This window comes from Nostoc sp. CMAA1605, from assembly GCF_021596505.1.
GTDB lineage: Bacteria > Cyanobacteriota > Cyanobacteriia > Cyanobacteriales > Nostocaceae > Trichormus.
The window spans coordinates 1-16,011 of record NZ_PJIZ01000136.1; the positions used below are offsets into that span (position 1 = coordinate 1).

The 16,011-nt window shown below is 41.9% G+C and carries 12 protein-coding genes; 7 read left to right on the forward strand and 5 right to left on the reverse strand.

The annotated features are described in order from the left end of the window. Positions 1-213 precede the first annotated feature (213 nt). The 4 genes from CV014_RS27830 to CV014_RS27845 all read right to left on the reverse strand — a co-directional run bounded on the left by CV014_RS27830 (position 214) and on the right by CV014_RS27845 (position 6,007). The gene (locus CV014_RS27830; protein WP_236144979.1) at positions 214-501 is read right to left on the reverse strand and encodes a hypothetical protein; all 288 of its coding nucleotides are present in this window, start codon (positions 499-501) and stop codon (positions 214-216) included. 323 nt (positions 502-824) lie between these two features. Continuing rightward, positions 825-3,992 (reverse strand): efflux RND transporter permease subunit, encoded by a 3,168-nt coding sequence (locus tag CV014_RS27835; protein ID WP_236144980.1) that lies wholly within the window; start codon positions 3,990-3,992, stop codon positions 825-827. Between the two features lie 91 nt (positions 3,993-4,083). Then, on the reverse strand, positions 4,084-5,433 hold the full coding sequence (locus tag CV014_RS27840) for an efflux RND transporter periplasmic adaptor subunit (RefSeq protein WP_236144981.1): 1,350 nt from the start codon (positions 5,431-5,433) through the stop codon (positions 4,084-4,086). A 151-nt stretch (positions 5,434-5,584) separates the two neighbouring features. Beyond that, complete coding sequence (locus tag CV014_RS27845; protein WP_329608460.1) at positions 5,585-6,007, reverse strand: hypothetical protein; 423 nt, start codon at positions 6,005-6,007, stop codon at positions 5,585-5,587. A gap of 137 nt (positions 6,008-6,144) precedes the next feature. Here CV014_RS27845 and CV014_RS27850 point away from each other — a divergent pair, with 137 nt between their 5' ends. From CV014_RS27850 to CV014_RS27875, 6 genes are all read left to right on the forward strand, one after another. Beyond that, complete coding sequence (locus tag CV014_RS27850) at positions 6,145-6,819, forward strand: response regulator transcription factor (protein WP_236144982.1); 675 nt, start codon at positions 6,145-6,147, stop codon at positions 6,817-6,819. An 88-nt stretch (positions 6,820-6,907) separates the two neighbouring features. After that, positions 6,908-8,185, forward strand: a complete 1,278-nt coding sequence (locus CV014_RS27855) for a sensor histidine kinase (protein ID WP_236144983.1) — start codon at positions 6,908-6,910, stop codon at positions 8,183-8,185. A gap of 107 nt (positions 8,186-8,292) precedes the next feature. Beyond that, entirely contained in the window at positions 8,293-9,792 is a 1,500-nt protein-coding gene (locus CV014_RS27860; protein ID WP_236144984.1) for a dolichyl-phosphate-mannose--protein mannosyltransferase, read from the forward strand. A gap of 596 nt (positions 9,793-10,388) precedes the next feature. Further along, the gene (locus tag CV014_RS27865; protein WP_236144985.1) at positions 10,389-12,686 is read left to right on the forward strand and encodes a sensor histidine kinase; all 2,298 of its coding nucleotides are present in this window, start codon (positions 10,389-10,391) and stop codon (positions 12,684-12,686) included. Next, positions 12,640-13,086, forward strand: coding sequence for a response regulator (locus CV014_RS27870; RefSeq protein ID WP_236144986.1), 447 nt, complete (start codon positions 12,640-12,642; stop codon positions 13,084-13,086). The genes CV014_RS27865 and CV014_RS27870 overlap by 47 nt, the downstream gene beginning before the upstream one ends. Positions 13,087-13,405: 319 nt before the next feature. Continuing rightward, entirely contained in the window at positions 13,406-14,563 is a 1,158-nt protein-coding gene (locus tag CV014_RS27875; protein ID WP_236144987.1) for a hybrid sensor histidine kinase/response regulator, read from the forward strand. 145 nt (positions 14,564-14,708) lie between these two features. Here the strand turns inward: CV014_RS27875 and CV014_RS27880 are convergent, their stop codons facing one another. Continuing rightward, positions 14,709-15,332: a class I SAM-dependent methyltransferase gene (locus CV014_RS27880; protein ID WP_236144988.1), complete on the reverse strand. Its 624-nt coding sequence runs from the start codon at positions 15,330-15,332 to the stop codon at positions 14,709-14,711. A gap of 92 nt (positions 15,333-15,424) precedes the next feature. Between CV014_RS27880 and hemH the strand changes: the two genes are divergently transcribed. After that, a partial coding sequence (gene hemH / locus CV014_RS27885; protein WP_236144989.1) for a ferrochelatase occupies positions 15,425-16,011 on the forward strand: 587 nt, incomplete at its 3' end.

Sequence of the window (16,011 nt, forward strand, 5' to 3'; positions counted from 1 at the left end):
TTTCTCTGTTTAATTACATATCCTCAAAAATAGGTTGCCTGACTCTTTCATTGTTATCCAGGCTTTGAGCCGAAATGGCGATAACCATATCGTTGGCGAATTCCCTAAACAGCTAGATTAGTTTTCTTGTTTCGGTGTATTACATGGAGATGCTCGTTATAGCTCTCCATGTAATACACCGAAAATTCGTCATTTTTATGTTAAGCAATTAACTTATTTTAATTTTTCTCCGAAAGACCAAAGTTCTACGTGATCTTTAAATACATACCACGATTCCTTACCGTTAAGTGGTTTCTCGAACTGCACATACCAGTGTTGTTTTTTGTTCATTCCTGTCTCTGAGTTTTCTTCCTTACTATCATCAAAATCATCAACTTTTTTGACAGAAAATAGATCACCTTGTTTAGCGTTAAACCTATCTTCTTCTGTTAAACTACTTCCTAAAAAGCTCCATTTGTCCTTGAATGTGGTGTTTTGATTGACTTTTAAAATTTTTAACACAGATGTGTCTCCTTTTTTTCAAGTTTTGCCAATTTAAATGTTTGAAATACCTAGATAGATATGTATTCCATTTTCAACTTATCCCACATCTTGCTCCTTGTAAAATATAAGTAGCCGTTATGGACTAAATACACCAGAACACATGGAACAGGAATAATTGGTAGTGCTTGAAGTTCCATAGAGGCTAAGTGAAGCCAACTGAGGCGATAAGCATTGTCAGGGGCAAGGTTTTTACCTCTCCCCCTACCTCTTATAAAACTCCGTTCTCAGCTTGGCGAGAGAACCACTGAGAATTTCTCAGATTAATTTCGCACTCATATCGCCTATTGTTTGGTTTCTACTAAGGCTTTGTAGTCAACAGTTGTAGATTTTCTTCCAGAGAGGTCATATAGTAAGCCCATGAGTGCGGGTACAACTGTAGGAGTCAAAATTGTGGAGAATGCTAAACCACCAGTGAGGACGATACCTAAGCCTTGATAGAGTTCTGAACCTTGTCCTGGTAATACTGCCAAAGGTAGCATCCCGATGACGCTTGTTCCTGCCGACATGAAAATGGCTCGGAGGCGATCGCTTGTAGCATTATACAAGGAAGCATCATAATCTTCGCCTGCTTGTTGGAGTTGTAAGGCTCTATCAACTAGCAAAATGGCGTTATTGACAACGATACCTGTCAAAATCACAAACCCTAACGCCGTAATCATATCTAAGGCCACATTCATTCCTGGAATGTTGTTGGCAATGACTAGACTTAATAGCGCGCCACTCATCCCCATTGGAACAGTCGCCATAATGACTACTGGGTACAGGAACGAACGATATAAAGCCACCAGTAATAGATATGTGATGAAAATCGAAAACACAAACGCTAAGGCTAGTTCACTGACTGTTTTAGCTAATTGGTCGGCTGAACCTGCTAATTCCAGATTGTAATCTGGGGGAAGACTCGCCCGTAATGGGGCTAAAATTTCCGCTTCGGTACGTTCTACTAGTGTTCCTAGCGGTGCGTCAGGTGCGACGGAGACAATGAGACTAATGGAACGTTCTAAATTAACGTGATTAATTACATCTGGCCCTGTGGTTTCCTGAACTTCAGCCACGTCACCGAGTTGTACCTGTCGCCCTTGGCTGTAGAGTGGTAATTGTCGCAGTTGTTCTGGTGTCTCGACGGCTGTGTTTTGGAGTTCTACTGACACGTCGAGTTCTTCTTTGCCATCAATATAATTAGAGGCGATGCGTCCCCCCAAAGCAGCTTCCACCATTGAACCAATTTCGGCTTCTGAGAGTCCCACTTCTGCGAGACGTTCGCGGTTAGGAATCACTTGCAGTTCAGCCGCACCGGCGACGTAGTTAGAACGAACGTTCTGCACGCCAGGAAGTTGGCGTAATTTGGTGGTGATTTGCTTTTCTATGTCACCCAACTGATTTAAGTCAGCCCCGACGATATCCACCTCAAATTCCTTACCAGGATCGCGGAAAATTGATATGCGTGTGGGAACTATGAAGCGGTAGCCAGCAAAGTTACTACTTTGGGCGCGTAACCGGTTTACCATTTCAGCTAAACCTTGAGTGGTGGCAAATTCCGGTTTTAAAATAGTCGCAATTCCCCGTAATGCCCCTGGACGATCAACATATAAAACTCTATCTACCTCTGGTTGCGATCGCAAAAATTCTCGGATGGGTTCAGATTGGCGAATGGCTTCGGGAATGCTTGTCCCTGGCAGGGGTTCAGCCCTAACTACCACCTGGTTACGATTCCCTTCTGGTAAATAATCAGCAGGTGGCAATAATAACACGCTGACAAATAATAATACTAAGGGAATTGACAACACTAACAATCGTCTACCAACCCGCTTCCGTCCTAATGACCAACTGACTGTAGAAGCGAGGAAGTTTTCTAATTTACCTTGAAAATGGCGAAATATTAGAGAAGTTTTCGCCACCGCCCGTTCTAACCAATTACCGCCCCGATATTCTCCCCCCTCCATCATTTGCATTGCTTCTGATTGTTTGAGGAAGAGTCCCGACAGCATGGGAACTAAAGTTATAGCCGCAAATAAGGAAAATAGGGAAGATGCAGAAAGGGTAATGGCCATATCAGCGTACAACTGTCCCGCTTCCCCTGTGACCATAATTAAGGGTGCAAATACCACCACGTTGGTTAAGGTAGAACCCAACATTGCCCCCCAGACTTCCTGGGTAGCTTCAATTGCAGCCCGCAAGGGACTTTTACCTTGCTGCATCTGGGTGAAGATATTCTCAATTACCACGATCGCATTATCTACGACCATCCCCACAGCAAAGGCTAGTCCTGCCAAACTGATAATGTTGAGTGTTCGTCCCAACGCAGACATAACAATAAACACCATCACTAAGGTTGTAGGGATAGTAATCGCTACTACCGCCACAGTCCGCATTGAACCCAGGAACAAAATTAAGACGATGGTAGCCAGTAACGCCCCTGAGACGAGGTTTCCTTGCACAAACTCCACCGATTGATTAATGTATTGACTCTCGTCGTAGTTGTAGGCAAAGCGAATCCCTTGATTTTGTTGATCAAACTCGGCTTGCAGTGCGGTAATTTCTGCCCTTACACCCTTAGCCACCTCTGGAACATTCGCCCCAATTTGACGAATTACCCCAATGGCTACCCCTGGTTTACCATTGAAAATCAAAGCACTATCTTGGGGTTTGCGTCCCATCTGTACCTGTGCCACATCCCGTAGGTAGACTGTACCTGATTGGTCACGCCGTAAAACAAAACCCTCAATTTCCGATAAATCCTGGGAACGGCTGACGGTGCGAACACGGTATTCTCTGCGTCCTAAAATTAACGGGCCACCCCGAATATCACGGTTATTTTCTCGCAGTACCTGGACGACATCACCGATAGTTAAATTGCGATCGCTTAATGCTTTGGGGTCAATTTTGACTTCTACTTCCCGTTGTTGTCCACCCACTAATAAAAACTGCCCTGTACCCTGCACTCGCCGCAGTCTGGGAATTACTACTTCTTCGGCTAAATCACGATAGCGGTTAGAATCTGGCTCAAATCCTTCCTTGGTATCAAAGGGAATCCACATCATCGGCGAACTGTTACCACCCACCAACTCTACACTCGATTCTTGGGCTTCTGGGGGTAAATCATTCACCTGCTGCAAACGGTTGATCACATCAATCATCCGTTCCTGCACATTGGCATTTTGGGCAAATTCCAGTGTAATACTACTACGTCCCGCACGGGAACTACTGCTGATTTCCTGGACTCCCAACACCTGTTCCATCTGTTCCTCAATGGGACGGGTGATTAAATCTTCCACCTCCGAAGGGCCTGCACCTGGGTAGGTTGTCGTGATGGTAATTTCTGGGCGATCGCCTCCTGGTTGCAATTCCAAAGGTAAGCTGAATAGGGAAAATACACCCAAAATCGCCAATAAGCAGAAGAGGACAAAAGTACCGTGTCGCCAACGTACAGCAGTTTCGATGAATTTCATAGTTAGGGGATTGGGGACTGGGGACTGGGGATTGGGATTTGTTTATTTCTACTCCCCTTCCCTGGTAGGGAAGGGGTTGGGGGTTAGGTCTTTACTGCAAAACTTTCACCGGCGCGCCATCTTGCAAGCCGTCGCCACCACGGAGGACAATGGCTTGACCTGTCCTGAGAGTGGGATGATAAATGGCTACTTTTTCACCCATGTCTGCAACCATCTCTACTTCTAGCTGTTGGGCTTTGTTCTCAGCAACGGTGAAGACTAACCATTTATCTTGTCTTCTAGTTAAAGCATCTCTAGAAACTACGAAACTAGAGCGATTTGAGGGCATGGTTAAATTACCTGCGATCGCCATTCCTGGTAATAATCCAGGGGGTGGGTTGTTAATTTGGACACGCACCCGTTGACGGCGGGAGGCGGGGTCAGCCGAGGGAACGACGGCTGTAATTCTAGCTCGTTGCTGCCACTGGGGTAAGGCACGGGCTGTTAAGTCAATTGTCATGCCGGGGTTAACTTGACCACTGAGTTGTTCTGGTAACTCTAGGAAAATATCGAAGCGATCGCCTGCTACTAAAGTGACAATTTCCCCCGAACTTTGGACTAAATCACCGTTACTGATGTGTCTTGTCTGTACCATCCCAGATTGCGCTGCTACAATCCTAGTACGTTGTTGTGCTAGTTCGGCTTGAGCTAAGTTGGCTTTAGCGGCGGCGACATTAGCTTTTTGGGCGGCGATTTCTTCCCGAATTGGCCCGGCTTTGGCTTCGGAAAGTTGCGCTTGGGCTTCTAATAGTTCCCCTCGGATATCATCTAATCTAGCTTGCGCTTCCACTAATAATCTCTGCGATAAAGCCCCCTCTTTCACTAAGTCGCTGGTGCGCTTGAGGTTATCTTGGGCTTCCCTCTCCCTGGCTTGAGCTGATTTCACCGCCGCCTGACGCTGGGCGATAATTTCTGGACGCGTCCCTACTTCTAAGCGGGCTAAATTGCTGATTTGCTGTGCTAATTGCGCTCTAGCTTGAGAAATTGCCAATTTTTGGTCAGAGTCATCTAGAACCGCAATCACCATCCCTGCCTTGACGCGATCGCCTGGCTGCACTAACATCTCTCTGACAACACCACCAGTTTGCGCGCGGAGTGTAGACTGTACCGTTGCTTCCACCTGTCCCAAAAGCTGTACACTTCTGGTAGCAGTTCCCCTAGCTAGGGTAGTAGTTTCAATGGGACGTGGCGGTTGTACCGGTCGCTGTTGGGCTACAGAAGGTTGTGGTGTCCCACCAGGAATCAACATCCGCCACACAATTCCGCCCCCAGTTAGCAAACCAATAACCAGTAACGTCCGCAACCAAGGTTTACCAGAAGGGACTGGTACTAACTCAGGAGAAGAAACAGAACTGTCTGACGGGGTTTCAGGTGTTGAAACTTGAGCTTCAGAAGTATCCATAGCGTTTGACGGCAGGTGATTGAGGTATCAGTGTTGAAATTGCTAGAAATTAGCTTCCCTGTAGTCTCGCAAATGAATATGACAAAATAATGACGAAATTTATATTTAGATTAAAAAAGATTACGAAAATTAGTCAATAGTCAATAGTCAATTACTGCAACTTTTGATAACGAATCAGTTCTTTGACTCTTTCTTGTGATAAGCCTAATTCCCGACTTAGTTTAGCTTCTATGCGTTTGGGTTCGGTGATTGCAAACTCAAATATCATGGTTTTGAGGACGGAATGATTGGTTGTTACCTTTACCATCGAAATCCCTTGTGATTGAAGAATTTCCGCCTCAATAGCCACTACCTTTTTCATCATCTGGCGTGTTGATTGGGTATTGACTTGCAAATATTTTTTGTGGTTATGGGTGCGACTCAGTATTTGATCACCAATCAAACCACTTCCCAGCCAAAAAACTAACCCAATTAATGGCAAAGATAACCAAAACACAAAACCTAAGTTATGTAAGACGCGAACAAAGTTAGGTTGATACATAGATTTGGGCATTGGGCATTGGGAATGGGGCATTGAGCCAACATTCTAGCTTGTATACCTTGTTGTTTCTCATCTCTCATTCTCCAGCCTAACTGTGACATTTTTATGTCACATTGTTTGCTTAATGTGAGAATTAGTAGGTACAAATCATAGTAACTTGAGTAAGTGCGATGCTGATCTTACTGGTAGAAGATGACCCAGAGCAATTAGAACCTCTGCGAGCAGCATTGTTGAAAGGCGGACATTTAGTCGATGCGATCGCAGATGGTGAAACGGCTCAATGGTACGCTTTTCGTAAAGACTATGATTTACTGATTTTAGATTGGATGTTACCCAAGGTCAGTGGCGTAGAACTGTGTCAAATATATCGCCAAGCCGGTAAACTCTCACCAGTGCTGATGTTGACGGCAAAAGACACGGTAGCAGATAAAGTCATGGGTTTAGATGCGGGGGCTGATGATTACCTAGTCAAGCCCGTGGATGTGCTAGAGTTATTGGCACGAGTTAGGGCTTTGGGTAGGCGATCGCCAATGTGGCAAGGTGATATTCTCACCCTAGAAGATTTACAACTGCATCTAGCCAGTTTGACAATTGAACGAGGAACAGCCACAACTCAACTTTCCAGTCGAGAATTCCAATTAATGGAGTATCTCATGCGCCATCCCCGCCAAGTTCTATCCCACGATCAAATTGAACAAGCCCTATGGAGTTACGGAGAAGAACCCGAAAGTAACGCCATCACCACCCTAGTGCGCCGTCTCCGTCAACGCCTGCAAATAGTAGACGCAAGAGATTGGCTAGAAACAGTCCATCGCGTTGGTTATCGCCTGAATCCGCCTGGTTAGCTTGAGTGCTGAGTAGTGAGTGCTGAGTGCTGAGTAGTGACTAATGACTAATGACTAATGACTATTGACTATTGACTATTGACTAAAAATGTTTGACTCTAGCCGCCGTAATCTTGCTCACTGGTTTGCTTTATCGATGGGAGGGATTTTATTTGCTTTTGCAGGGGTGGGTTATTGTCTGAATGTGGAAGAGCAATTACGGTTGTTTGATGATGAACTGTTTCAGCAAGGTAAAAGTTTTGCGACGAAGAATCAGTATTATTTGTATCAAAGTCAATGGCAAAATCCCCCAGAACAAACTCAGGCAGAAAATGGTACTGCTTTGAATGGGGGTATGCTTTATGCCCGGTGGTATAACTCGCAAAAACAACTTGTACAGTTTATCGGCTCATCGGGTGATCAACAGTTAACGACAGAGCAGATGTTTCAAACGCTACAAGTATCTGGCAGTACAGAAAAGCCTCACTACAATCCATTATGGGTTCGTCAAGTTACTATCCCTATTGTTAGAGATAAGGAACTCATCGGTTATTTTCAAACAGCCGCGCCTATGGACTCTCTTCGCCACAGTCTCAATCAGGCGCGATTATTTTTAGCTTTGGGTGTTCCCATTACTTTTGGTGTGATTGGGATTACCGGATGGTTTTTAGGTGGTTTAGCGATGCGTCCATCTCTGCGTGCTTATCAACAATTACAGCGTTTCACCGCCGATGCTTCCCATGAATTGCGGACACCTGTAGCCACTGTATTAAGTAATGCTCAAGTTGCTTTGATGCCACCGGAAGACATCATCGAACAAAGACAGCGATTACAAAAGATTGTGGAAACAGCTAAGTCTATGAGTGTGTTAATTAATAACTTGCTGTTTTTGTCACGCAATGATGGTTCTCTAGCTGAGACTACTTTACAGCAAATTGACCTACGAGACATATTGCGATCGCTCAACTCTGAATTTACTCCCCAAGCCGTCGCCCAAAACCTCCATTTCAGCACCCAACTACCAGAACAATCTGTGATGCTGCGTGCCGACGTAAATTTGCTTAAGCAAGCTGTAATTAATCTAATCAGTAATGCCTTTAAATACACTCCATCACAAGGTAAAGTACAGTTACTGCTGTTAGTCCAATCTCATCACGCTATCATTCAAGTTGTAGATAATGGTATCGGTATTCCCGCACCTGATTTACCCTATATTTTTGATCGCTTTTATCGAGTAGACACCGTGCGTTCTCGCCAAACAGGAGGTTTTGGATTAGGACTTGCGATCGCCCAACAAATAGTCCAAGCCCATCAAGGACAAATATCTGTTAAAAGTATAGTTGGTCAAGGTTCAACCTTTGAAATTGATTTGCCGTTGAAGGGGTAGGGGTTGGGGACTGGGGACTGGGGACTGGGAAAAAGAGACAAGGTAGACAAGGTAGCAGGGAAGAAAAAACTATTGACTGTTGACTATTGACTATTGACTATTGACTAATGACTAAAAACATTTATCGCCTGTGCTTAGTAGGGATTTTCTTGATATCCCTGGCTTTACGTTTTTGGGGACTGGATAGATTTAATACTTTAGTGTTTGATGAAGTTTATTACGCTAAGTATGGTAATGACTATCTCACCCATACGCAATTTTTTGACGCACATCCGCCTTTAGGTAAATATATGATTGCTATAGGAATTTGGCTGAGTAGCCATTTTCCATTTTGGCAAGAATCAGTAAATGGACTTACAGGTTCATTGCGATCGCCTTGGAGTTATCGCTGGATGAATGCTTTATCTGGCTCATTTATTCCCTTAATTATCGCCAATATTGCCTATCAATTAAGTTACCGTCGCAGTTTTGCTGTGATTGCAGGTTTATTCACTGCTTTAGATGGTATCTTTATTGTCGAATCTCGCTACGCTTTAATTAACATTTATATAGTTGTGTTTGGATTATTGGGGCAATTTTTATTTTTATTAGCCCTGTCCCAAAAACAAAAAACTAGCTTAGTGTATTTAGGATTGGCAGGTGTCGCTCTTGGGGCTTCCTGTGCCACAAAATGGAATGGTGTCTTTTTTTTAGTGGGTATCTATGCCATTTGGGGATTTGCTTGGATATACGAATTAATTACTCACAAATATGAATTTGCGAAAACTATCACAAATTTATTAGGATTTTCTATAAATAACTCATCTCATCAAGAAGAATCTCATATTTCCCCACTTTTGCCAATACAAAAATTGACGCAAATTAATATTGGGCAATGTATATTATTTCTGGGAATTATTCCTCTGAGTGTTTATAGTCTCATTTGGATTCCTCATCTGCAAATCAATACCCAATTTGGATTTATTGCAGTACATGAGCAAATTTTTGCATTTCATAAGGAACTATCTGGTAATTCTCCTACAGTTCATCCCTATTGTGCAGCTTGGTATAAATGGCCGTTACTCACTCGACCGATGGCTTATTATTATCAAACAGCACATCGAATAACTGATCCGCTACCAGTTTTCGGCCCACCTTTACCCGCTAATGCAGGAGGCGTGGTTTATGATGTCCACGCACTGGGAAATCCTTTCCTGTGGTGGTTCGGTGTTGTAGCTATATTATTGTTACTGTTGATGCTACTCGCGCCAATTGTAATTCCCATTTTGAAGCAAAGACGATTGTTACTGCCAGAAAATCTCTCTGTTGAAACGTGGGTACCTTTATATTTAGTTTTGAATTATTTTGTAAATTTACTACCTTGGGTGAGAGTTACAAGGTGTGTATTTATATATCATTATATGACGGGAGTTGTGTTTGCTTTTTTAGCGATCGCCTGGTTTGTGAATCAATGTCTACATAGTTATCATCGCTCACTGCGGGTTGTTGGTGTCACTATTTCTTTTATCATTATTGCCGCTTTTGTATTTTGGATGCCGATTTATTTAGGTTTGCCGATTTCACCTGAAGGCTATCGAATGAGAATGTGGTTTAATTCTTGGATTTGATATTAGTCATTAGTCATTAGTCAATAGTCAGTAGGGCGGGTTCTGTGAGAGATTTACTTTGTCAAACGGAGATTTTGCTTAAATACGCCCGTACATGAGTCATTAATGATCAGGTTAATTGTCTAGTTCGCTTAATTTTATCTTTTCTTTAGGTTTACATAGCTAAATATAAACTGCTTAATCAATCATTTAGGTTTTTATATTTCTTATCTGTAATTATCTTTACTAACTGTTAGACTGTAAAACGCAGACGGTGTAGAAATTAACTGTCTTTATGTTACTTGAGGAGACAAAATTTCGTAGCTTTGTAACGGTTATTTGTGGTAAGAATAGCAGAATTAAGTGACAAATTCAGCACAAGCAGAAAATAAACAACTGTATGTGGGTAAATAGCTGATTCTTACGCCATTTAAATTAAAGTTGCCAAGGTTTTGAATTGAGAGATAGTAAAAAATTCAAACTGGGTGGTAGACCATCGGAATTTGAGATTTTAAATTTTGAATAATGGCATTAAATCGAAAAATCCAAAATCTAAAATCCAAAATTGATTGACTCTCATTTTGATGACACCAGAGAGTAAAAAAGGATATTTATTTATGACAATAGGCTTGGAAATAGCAGATATTAATGTCAAGAGTTTAAAAGAAGCCCCAATACATCTTTCTAGTCAAATTCAACCACATGGGGTGGTGTTAGTCTTAGAAGAACCAGACTTGAAAGTATTACAAGTTAGCAATAACACCTGGGAAAATTTAGGGGTTAATGCTGAATCTGTTTTAGGGAAAACATTAGAAGAGTTACTAGATTCTTTTCAAGTTGAGCGCATCAAGACGGGATTACTAGAAGAAAATATCGACTTTATTAATCCTACAAAGCTATGGATGCCCAAGAAAGGAGGGGATTATGTAGTCTTTGATGGTGTATTCCAAAGAAATGCCGAAGGATTTTTAATTCTGGAATTAGAGCCTGCTATTTCTCAAGAAAATATCCCATTTTTAAGTTTTTACCATCTAGCCAAAGCATCGATTAACGAGCTAGAAAACACCGCGAATCTGCGGGATTTTTGCCAGATAATTGTGCAGGAAGTCCGCAAAGTCACTGGTTTTGACCGAGTGATGTTATATAAATTCGATGATGATGGACATGGTTCGGTGCTAGCGGAAGAAAAAATCCCTAGTCTAGAGTCATATTTAGGACTGCATTATCCCGAATCAGATATTCCGAAACCTGCGAGAAAATTATTCATTTCTAACTCGATTCGTCTGATACCAGATGCTCAGGCGCAACCTGTGCAGATGATACCAGTGAAAAATCCCATCAGCGATCGCCCACTAGATTTAACTAATTCTATCCTCAGAAGTGCTGCGCCTTGTCACTTGGAATACTTACACAACATGGGTGTCGGTGCTTCCTTAACTATTTCCTTAATTAAAGACCAAAAACTCTGGGGATTAATCGCCTGTCACCATCAAACACCAAAATATGTTTCCTACGAATTACGCAAAGCCTGCGAATTTTTAGGCAGAGTGATATTTGCTGAACTATCAGCCAGAGAAGAAACCGAAGATTACGATTATCGGATGAATCTCACCCATATTCAATCATTATTGGTTGAATATATGTCTCAAGAAGACAATTTTATTGATGGGTTAGTCAAACATCAGCCTAATCTTTTGGATTTAACCTCTGCTAAAGGTGCGGCTGTTTGTTGTGGTGATAAATTTACCTTGATTGGTGAAACTCCCAAAGAAGAAGAATTAGTGTTTCTGATGCAATGGCTAAAAAATAACATTGACTCAGAAATTTTTTATACTGATTCTTTGCCAAAACTTTATCCCGATGCAGAAAGGTTTAAAAATGTCGCGAGTGGTTTATTAGCCATTCCCATTTCCCATCGTAATTATGTATTGTGGTTTAGACCGGAAGTAATTCAAACAGTCAATTGGGGTGGTGATCCCAATAAAGCCTTTGAAGTGAGCCAGTCTGAGGGAAACTTACGGCTATGTCCCCGTAAATCCTTTGAACTGTGGAAACAAACAGTCCGCCTCACCTCCTTACCTTGGAAGTATGTAGAAATTCGAGCCGCGCTAGAATTGAGAAAGGCCATTGTCAACATTGTTCTCCGCCAAGCCGATGAACTCGCAGAGTTAGCGCAAGATTTAGAACGTTCCAACGCCGAACTGAAAAAGTTTGCTTACGTTGCTTCCCATGATTTGCAAGAACCACTCAACCAAGTTGCAAATTATGTGCAGTTGTTAGCAATGCGCTATGAAGATGCGCTAGACATAGACGCAAAAGAGTTTATTAACTACGCCGTTGAAGGTGTCAGCCTCATGCAGACATTAATCGACGATGTTTTAGCATACTCCAAAGTAGACACCCAAGCGATCGCCTTCCAACTCACCGAAGTCGAAAACTCACTCGAAAAGGCTCTGAGCAACTTACGCCAAAGAATAGTAGAAACTAAAGCCACTATCACCCATGATCCCTTACCCATCGTCATGGCTGGTAGTACCCAACTCATGCAATTATTCCAAAACTTAATTGCCAACGCCATCAAATTCCGCAGCGACAAACCACCCCAAATTCACATCGGCGCAGAAAGACTAGAAGACGAGTGGTTATTCTCCGTCAAGGATAATGGAATTGGTATCGATCCACAATTTGGCGATCGCATTTTTGTCATCTTCCAACGCCTCCACACCAGAGACGAATATCAAGGTACAGGAATGGGTTTAGCCATCTGTAAAAAGATCATCGAATGTCATCGCGGACGCATATGGGTAGAATCACAACTTGGTGAAGGTGCAACCTTCTACTTTACGATTCCAGTCGGGGGACGAGAGCGTGAGCGTAGAAATGGAAGAAAAACTCAAAACAATATTTCTAGTTGAGGATAACAAAGCAGATATTCGCCTCATCCAAGAAGCCTTTAAAAATAGCTCCATACCGCACCAAGTAATTACAGTCCGGGATGGTATGGACGCTATGGCCTATCTCCGCCGTGAAGGTGAATATACTGATGCGCTACGTCCTGATTTGATTTTGTTAGATTTAAACCTACCAAAAAAAGATGGTCGAGAAGTATTAGCAGAAATTAAAAATGACCCAGCATTAAAACGTATTCCCGTAGTAGTATTAACAACATCGAGAAACGAAGATGATATTTTCCACAGCTACGAATTACACGTAAATTGCTACATCACAAAATCCCGCAACCTCAGCCAACTCTTCCAAATTGTCAAAGGAATCGAGGAATTTTGGCTATCTACCGTGACGCTACCACCGGAGTAAGGGTATAGGGGTATAGGGGTGTAGGGGTGTCAGAGAAAAGGAAAGAACTGTTTTCACTATTCCATTCTCTACCCATCCACTCACTCACTAACTCTTTACTTCTCATACCTTACACAACACTCACTACCTGCTAAACGCCGCGCTACCAATAACAGCACTAAAATCAATTCAAAATTCAAAATTCAAAAATTGATTACTCATTACTCATTACTCATTACTCATTACTCATTACTCAGCACTCAGCACTCACCACTCACCACTCAGCACTCACCACTCACCACTCACCACTCACTCATTCCCAGGGGGTGAAACCAAGAAAATGATCCTTGGACATTCAGTCACGATTTTATTAATTGAGGACAATATAGCAGAAGCGAGGTTATTACAAGAATATTTGCAACAAGCTGAATCAAAACAGTTTTCCCTAGTTCATGTGAAGCGGTTAGGGGATGGACTTAACACCTTGCGTCACAATAATTATGATGTGATTTTATTAGACTTGACTTTGCCCGACTCTCAAGGATTATCATCTCTATCCTTATTGATAGAGCAATCCCCTAGTATACCGATTGTCGTATTGACTAATACTAACGATGAAGATTTAGCAATTGAAGCAGTCCGCCAAGGCGCGCAAGATTATCTAGTCAAACGACAGGTAAATGTCCATGTTTTGGTGCGTGCTTTATGTTATGCGATTGAGCGCAAGCAAACTTTAGAAAGCTTACGCATTCTTAACAAATCTTTGGAAAATCGTGTAGAGGAAAGCACAGCCGAACTGGTAAAAGCTCAAGAAATTAACCAGTTTAAATCAGATTTTGTCTCGATGTTTTCCCATGATATTCGTAATCCTTTAAATACTATTCTGTTAGCGGCTGGATTGTTACAAGATAACGAAGATAAACTGAGTCAAGAGAAAAAACATTCTCACTTTCAAATGATTCGTTCAGCAATCAAAAATATGGCACAGCTATTAGATGAAGTATCATTTATCGGCAAAGCAGATGCAGGTAAACTCTGGTGTGATCTGATTGCTGTAGATTTAGAAGCATTTTGTAGGCAATTAGTAGAAGAATTTCAATTAGCTATTAAAGATAAGCAAATAAAAGTTATCTTTGACTGTCCACAACCATTAGAACCAATACTATTAGATGAAAGTTTATTCCGTCATATTTTAGCGAATTTATTAGGAAATGCCATTAAGTATTCAAATCCAGGAGGTCAAGTCAATTTAGAATTATTAAATCAGAAAAAAACCGTAACTTTAATAATTCAAGATTCGGGTATTGGTATTTCTATTGAAGACCAAAAACAATTATTTCAACCCTTCCATCGTGGCGATAATGTTGGCGGTATTTCGGGTACAGGCTTGGGTTTAGCCATTGTCAAAAAATGCGTGGATGCTCACGAAGGAGAGATTTTTGTAGATAGTGAAGTAGGTGTTGGCACAACGGTTACAGTCATATTTCCGAAAAAATAGGGCATTGGGTATTGGGCATTGGGCATTGGGTATTGGAAATTGGGCATTGGGCATTGGGCATTGGGCATAAGGAATAGAGTAAATGATTTAGAAAAAATCAATATTAATATTAATACCCTATGCCCCATGCCCCATGCCCAATTTTTCATTTTTTCGCCTGAATTACCTGTAAACTACCACCTGCATATAAGATAGGCTGATTTACCTGAAATCCGATTTCAGTTAATAACCCACTTAAATCAGTTTCTAATAATTTCCAAGCTGTTTCTGTCTCGAACAACCAAAAAAATAAGGCTAAACCAGGCCAGAAGATGGGGTTAGTAGGTGGGTGGAAATCCACAACAGTAAATACACCTCCTGGCTTGAGAACTCGATAAACTTCTTGAATAATTTCCCGCAATTGTACTGGCTGCATTTCATGTAAAGCCGTACTGGTATGTACTACATCAAATTGCGCGTCTGTAAAGGGCATTTTTTCTGCAAAAGCTTCGACGTAAGCGGCTTCAGGGACATTCTGCTTGGCTCTTTGTAAAGATAATGGTGAGGCATCTAGTCCTGTTACATTTTGTGAACATTTCACTAAAAATTGCGTCGCTTGACCACTACCACAACACAAATCTAAAACATGAGTATCTGAGTGAATTGTTAAGCCTTGTAGAGCCAATTGCCTAAAACGCGCTTCACCACCGACGCTGATGGCGGCTACACGAGATATTCCGTCATATAGCCATTGATATCGATAACTTAAATCTCTTAAAATTGTTGCCATTGCACATTGCTCACTATTAAGCTTTATATTTAATAAAGATATATTGTTAACATTAGTAAAAAATCTGAAAAAGTCGGGGGAAAATAACTGCTATGGGTCGTGTAGGCGTATTATTACTCAATCTCGGTGGGCCCGATAAATTAGAGGATGTTGGGCCGTTCTTGTATAACCTCTTTTCTGATCCTGAAATCATACGCTTACCATTCCGTTGGTTACAAAACCCCCTGGCTTGGTTTATTGCGTCACGACGCACGAAAACATCGCAAGAGAACTATAAGCAAATCGGTGGTGGCTCTCCATTAAGACGGATTACAGAGGCGCAAGGAGAAGCTTTACAAGAACAGTTAACTTATTTGGGACAAGATGCCAAAATTTATGTAGGAATGCGTTATTGGCATCCTTACACAGAAGAAGCGATCGCACTTCTCACCCAAGATAATATCGATAACTTAGTCATCTTGCCTCTCTATCCCCAATTCTCCATCAGTACCAGTGGTTCTAGCTTCCGGTTACTTGAGAAACTTTGGCAAGACGACCCCAAACTCCAACGAATTGAATACACCGTCATTCCTTCCTGGTACAAACAGCCAGGTTACTTACAAGCAATGGCGGAATTAATTGCCCAAGAACTTGACCAATTTCCCAACCCAGATCAAGTGCATATCTTCTTTAGCGCGCA

Excerpts from the sequence above, each read along its gene's own strand:
- CV014_RS27865 (WP_236144985.1), top strand. The coding sequence starts at position 10,389 with ATGACAATAGGCTTGGAAATAGCAGATATTAATGTCAAGAGTTTAAAA.
- CV014_RS27840 (WP_236144981.1), bottom strand. The coding sequence starts at position 5,433 with ATGGATACTTCTGAAGCTCAAGTTTCAACACCTGAAACCCCGTCAGAC.
- CV014_RS27875 (WP_236144987.1), top strand. The coding sequence starts at position 13,406 with ATGATCCTTGGACATTCAGTCACGATTTTATTAATTGAGGACAATATA.
- CV014_RS27860 (WP_236144984.1), top strand. The coding sequence starts at position 8,293 with ATGACTAAAAACATTTATCGCCTGTGCTTAGTAGGGATTTTCTTGATA.
- CV014_RS27855 (WP_236144983.1), top strand. The coding sequence starts at position 6,908 with ATGTTTGACTCTAGCCGCCGTAATCTTGCTCACTGGTTTGCTTTATCG.
- CV014_RS27850 (WP_236144982.1), top strand. The coding sequence starts at position 6,145 with ATGCTGATCTTACTGGTAGAAGATGACCCAGAGCAATTAGAACCTCTG.
- CV014_RS27835 (WP_236144980.1), bottom strand. The coding sequence starts at position 3,992 with ATGAAATTCATCGAAACTGCTGTACGTTGGCGACACGGTACTTTTGTC.
- CV014_RS27880 (WP_236144988.1), bottom strand. The coding sequence starts at position 15,332 with ATGGCAACAATTTTAAGAGATTTAAGTTATCGATATCAATGGCTATAT.
- CV014_RS27845 (WP_329608460.1), bottom strand. The coding sequence starts at position 6,007 with ATGCCCCATTCCCAATGCCCAATGCCCAAATCTATGTATCAACCTAAC.